Origin of the sequence: Pseudomonas sp. (assembly GCF_036387035.1) — a bacterium.
GTDB lineage: Bacteria > Pseudomonadota > Gammaproteobacteria > Pseudomonadales > Pseudomonadaceae > Aquipseudomonas.
In genome coordinates this window covers 1-4,971 of sequence record NZ_DASVUM010000041.1, presented here as the reverse complement: position 1 = coordinate 4,971, position 4,971 = coordinate 1, and the positions used below count along the sequence as shown (strand labels likewise).

At 64.6% G+C, this 4,971-nt stretch carries 4 protein-coding genes; all 4 read left to right on the top strand.

The window, feature by feature from the left end:
• Positions 1–177: 177 nt before the first annotated feature.
• The gene (locus VF672_RS03740) at positions 178–1,248 is read left to right on the top strand and encodes a microcin C ABC transporter permease YejB (protein WP_331101607.1); all 1,071 of its coding nucleotides are present in this window, start codon (positions 178–180) and stop codon (positions 1,246–1,248) included.
• Positions 1,248–2,270 carry an ABC transporter permease gene (locus tag VF672_RS03735; protein WP_331101605.1) on the top strand — a complete coding sequence of 341 codons (1,023 nt, stop codon included), beginning with the start codon at positions 1,248–1,250 and terminating at the stop codon, positions 2,268–2,270. Before VF672_RS03740 ends, VF672_RS03735 begins: the two co-directional genes overlap by 1 nt.
• 8 nt (positions 2,271–2,278) lie before the next feature.
• Positions 2,279–3,871 (top strand): ABC transporter ATP-binding protein, encoded by a 1,593-nt coding sequence (locus VF672_RS03730; RefSeq protein WP_331101603.1) that lies wholly within the window; start codon positions 2,279–2,281, stop codon positions 3,869–3,871.
• A gap of 84 nt (positions 3,872–3,955) precedes the next feature.
• Positions 3,956–4,971 (top strand): permease (locus VF672_RS03725; protein WP_331101601.1); only part of this gene is annotated, 1,016 nt, incomplete at its 3' end.

The following is a 4,971-nucleotide window of genomic DNA, read 5'->3' as shown; positions in this document are numbered from 1 at the left end:
GGCCGGCGGTCGAGCCCGTCTACGACGTCGGCCTGGACAGCTGGTGGGAGGTCAGCCGGGAGCCGCTGAGCACCGCACAGATGGCCGCGCAAATGGCCGCGCGGCTGGCGTCGCAAAGCAGCGCGGCCAGCGGTCGTGCAGTGGACATGTCCACGACCGCGACGGAGGGCCAGTGACATGCTCGCCTACACCCTGCGTCGACTGCTGCTGATCATTCCCACGCTGCTGTGCATTCTGGTGGTCAATTTCCTCATCGTGCAGGCCGCGCCGGGCGGCCCTGTGGAACAGGCCATTGCCCGCGTGCAGGGCATGAGCCCAACGGGCGGGATCGGTGGCGGCGGCGGTGAAGTGGCGGCCACCGGCGGGATCAGCCGAGGCGCCCAGGGGCTGGACCCTGAACTGGTGGAAGCCATCAGGCACCAGTACGGTTTCGACAGGCCGCTGCACCAACGGTTGTGGCTGATGCTCACCCACTACGCGCAGCTGGATTTCGGCAACAGCTTCTATCGCGGCGCCACGGTGACCGGGCTGATTGTGCAAAAGCTGCCGGTGACGATCTCCCTGGGACTCTGGGCGACCCTGATCACGTACCTGATCTCGATCCCGCTGGGTATCCGCAAGGCGGTGCTGCATGGCAGCCGCTTCGATGTCTGGAGCAGCACGGTAATCATCATCGGCTACGCCATCCCGGCGTTCCTGTTCGCCATTCTGCTGATCGTGGTGTTTGCCGGCGGCAGCTACTGGAGCTGGTTTCCGGCCCAGGGGCTGTTCTCGGACGACTACGCCAGCCTCTCGCCATTGGGCAAATTGCGCGATTACCTGTGGCACCTGGTGCTGCCGGTCAGCGCGTTGGTCATCGGCGGCTTCGCGACCCTGACCCTCCTCACCAAAAACAGCTTTCTCAACGAGATTGGCCGCCAGTATGTGGTCACCGCCCGAGCCAAAGGCCTCAGCGAGCAGCGCGTGCTCTACGGTCATGTGTTCCGTAACGCCATGCTGCTGGTGGTGGCGGGCATTCCGCAGGCGCTGATCGAGGTGTTCTTCGCCGGCTCGCTGCTGATCGAAACCATATTCGGCCTCGATGGCATCGGCCGCATGAGCTACGAAGCGGCAGTGTCTCGCGACTACCCGGTGGTGTTCGGCACGCTGTTTCTGTTCACCCTGTTCGGCCTGTTGATCAAGCTGGTCGGCGACCTGTGCTACACGCTGGTCGACCCGCGCATCGACTTTTCCGCGAGGAGCGCCTGATGTTCGAGTTTTCCCCGCAAAACCGGCGCCGTCTGGCCACCTTCAAGGCTAACCGGCGCGGCTGGTGGTCACTGTGGCTGTTCGCGGCGTTGCTGGTCATCTGCCTGTGCGGCGAACTGATCGCCAATGACAAGCCGTTGATCGTCCGCTATCAGGGCGACCTTTATTTCCCGGCCTTGCATCAGTACCTGGAAACCGACTTCGGCGGCGAACTGCCCTTCGAGCCCGACTATTCAAGCGCCTACGTGCGCAAACTGATTGCCGGCCAGGGCGGGTGGATGCTCTTCGCCCCGGTCCCGTTCAGCTACGACACGGTCAATTACGAACTGAGGGAGCCTTCACCCAGCCCACCCAGCGCACGCAACTGGCTGGGCACTGACGATCAAGCGCGGGACGTCCTGGCCCGGGTGTTATTCGGCACCCGCGTATCGATCCTTTTCGCGCTGGCGCTGACCGCCATCAGCACCGTGATCGGTGTGTGCGCCGGGGCGATTCAGGGCTATTACGGCGGGCTGGCGGACCTGATCGGTCAGCGTTTGCAGGAAGTCTGGTCGGGGCTGCCGGTGCTATACCTGCTGATCATTCTGTCGGGCTTCGTCGAGCCGAATTTCGGCTGGCTGCTGGGGATCATGTCGTTGTTTTCCTGGCTGGCGCTGGTCGACGTGGTGCGTGCCGAATGCCTGCGCGGGCGCAACCTGGAATACGTCAAGGCCGCCCGCGCTCTGGGCCTCAGTGACGGCGAGCTGATGTGGCGGCACATCCTGCCCAACGCCATGAGCAGCACCCTCACCTACCTGCCATTCATCATCACCGGCGCCATTGCCACCCTCACCGCACTGGATTTCCTCGGTTTTGGCATGCCCGCCGAAAGCGCGTCCCTGGGCGAGCTGATCGGCCAGGCCAAACGCAATTTGCAGGCACCGTGGCTGGGCATCACAGCCTTCTGCGCCCTGGCGCTGATTCTCACGTTACTGGTGTTCATCGGCGAAGCGTGCCGTGACGCCTTCGACCCCAGGAGCTGAGCGCTGCCATGAATGACCCTCTGATCCAGATCCGCAACCTGCGCGTGGCTTTCAACGGTGCCGAAGTGGTGCACGGCATCGACCTCGACATCCAGCCCGGCGAATGCCTGGCGCTGGTCGGCGAGTCCGGCTCGGGCAAGTCAGTGACCGCGCACTCGATCCTGCGCCTGTTGCCCGCCAAGTCGGTCAGCACGCAGGGCAGCATCCATTACAAGGGCGTCGATCTGCTGCAGGCCAGTGACAACGCGTTGCGCAGCCTGCGCGGCAACCGCATCGCGATGATCTTTCAGGAGCCGATGACCTCGCTGAACCCGTTGCACACCGTAGAAAAACAGATCGGTGAAATCCTCGCCATGCACAAGGGCCTCAAAGGCACCGCTGCCCGTGGGCGCACCCTGGAGCTGCTCGACCTGGTGGGCATTCAAAACCCGCCGCAGCGGCTCAAAGCACTCCCCCATCAGCTGTCCGGCGGCCAGCGCCAGCGGGTGATGATCGCCATGGCGCTGGCCAATGAGCCCGAGCTGCTGATCGCCGATGAGCCCACTACCGCGCTGGACGTCACGGTGCAACTGAAGATTCTTGAGCTGCTCAAATCCTTGCAACAGCGGCTGGGCATGTCGCTGCTGTTGATCAGCCATGACCTCAATCTGGTGCGGCGCATTGCCCAGCGGGTCTGCGTGATGCGCGCCGGTGAAATCGTCGAGCAGGCGGACTGCCAGACGCTGTTCGCCCATCCGCAACACGCCTACAGCCGCCTGCTGATCAATGCCGAACCGGACGGCGAACCGGTGCCCGGCGAGCACACCCAGACGCTGCTGTCGGTTGACGCGTTGAAGGTCTGGTTCCCCCTGCCCAAGCCCTGGTTGCGGCGCGAAAGGCAGTACATCAAGGCGGTGGACGGGGTGAGTTTCGAGTTGCTCAAGGGCCAGACGCTCGGGATCGTCGGCGAGTCCGGCTCAGGCAAATCCACCCTGGGCCAGGCGATCCTGCGGCTGATCGATTCCGAAGGCAGCATCCGCTTCGGCAACAAGGAGTTGAGCCTGCGCAGCCAGCAGCTGATGCGGCCGCTGCGCAAACGCATCCAGGTGGTGTTTCAGGACCCGTTCGGCAGCCTGAGTCCGCGCATGACGGTGCAGCAGATCATCGCCGAGGGGCTGCTGACCCACGGCATCGGCACACCGGCACAGCGCGAACAGACGGTGATCCGCGTGCTCGGCGAAGTCGGTCTGGACCCGAACAGCCGTCACCGCTACCCCCACGAGTTTTCCGGCGGTCAACGCCAGCGCGTCGCCATCGCCCGCGCGCTGGTGCTGGAACCGGAGCTGATCCTGCTCGACGAACCCACCTCGGCGCTGGACCGAACCGTGCAAAAGCAGATCATCGCGTTGCTGCGCGATCTGCAGATCCGCCACGGTTTGAGTTATCTGTTCATCAGCCACGACCTGGCGGTGGTCCACGCCTTGGCCCATGAAGTGCTGGTGATCAAGGACGGCAAAGTGGTCGAGCAAGGCCCGGCGCGGGCGATCTTCGGCCACCCGCGCCAGCCCTACACCCAGGAACTGCTGCGCGCCTCCGGGCTGGATTTCGGGCCACGGGCGTGAGCCGACGCACCTGGCGACACCTACTATAATGGCCGGCGACGGCGTATCATCGCGGCCCCACGATTTCCTGCTCTGGTGCCTGTCATGACTGCCCTCCCGCTCACTCCCGAACGCCGTGGCTGGTCGTTCTGGTGGAAACCCCTGGCGTTCCTGCTGGTGGCCGCCATCGGCTTGTACTACGTCAAGTGGTCGCCTTATTACCTGAAGTCCTTCATCGCTGCCGATACCCACACCATCGGCGGCTCGATCATCAACGACAACCCGGCCACGCCGTGGGCCGCCGCCCTGGCGTACGCGCAGGTGTACTTTCTGGCGATCTGGAAGGCCGCCGTGCTGGCGGTCATCCTCGGCTCACTGCTGCAGGTACTGATTCCCCGGGACCGGCTGCTGAAAATGTTCGGCCGCGCCGGACTGGGTTCGACCATTCGCGGTGGCCTGTTCGCCCTGCCCGGCATGATGTGCAGCTGCTGCGCGGCGCCCGTGGCAGCCGGCCTGCGCAAGCAGAACGTGTCGGTGGGCGCGGCGCTGGCCTTCTGGATCGCCAACCCGGTGCTCAATCCGGCCACACTGGTGTTCATGGGCTTCGTCCTGGGTTGGGGCTTCACCGCGCTGCGACTGGTGGCGGGCCTGGTGCTGGTGATCGGTGTGTCGCTGGTGGCGCAACGCATTTCCCGCCCGGAAGTGGTGCCGGAGCAGGCGCTGGAAGCGGTGGCCACAGCCGAGACGCCGGAGGAAGGCAGCTTGCTGGTGCGTTGGGGCAGGACGCTGTGGCAGTTGTTCTGGACCACTATCCCGATCTACGTGGTCGCGGTTCTGATTCTGGGCGCCGCGCGGGTCTGGCTGTTCCCTCACGTTGATGGCGCCATGGGTAACAGTCTGCTGTGGCTGGTGCCGCTGGCCATCGTCGGCACGTTGTTCGTGATCCCGACCGCCGCTGAAATCCCGATTGTGCAGACGCTGCTGACCCTGGGTCTGGGCACCGCGCCGGCCGTGGCCTTGCTCATGACCCTGCCGAGCGTGAGCCTGCCGTCGCTGTTGATGCTGCGCAAGTCTTTCGACGCCAAGGCGCTGGTGATGGTGGGTGTGCTGACCATGCTGGT

Coding starts and splice junctions, on each gene's coding strand:
- VF672_RS03740 (WP_331101607.1), top strand. CDS start 178: ATGCTCGCCTACACCCTGCGTCGACTGCTGCTGATCATTCCCACGCTG.
- VF672_RS03735 (WP_331101605.1), top strand. CDS start 1,248: ATGTTCGAGTTTTCCCCGCAAAACCGGCGCCGTCTGGCCACCTTCAAG.
- VF672_RS03730 (WP_331101603.1), top strand. CDS start 2,279: ATGAATGACCCTCTGATCCAGATCCGCAACCTGCGCGTGGCTTTCAAC.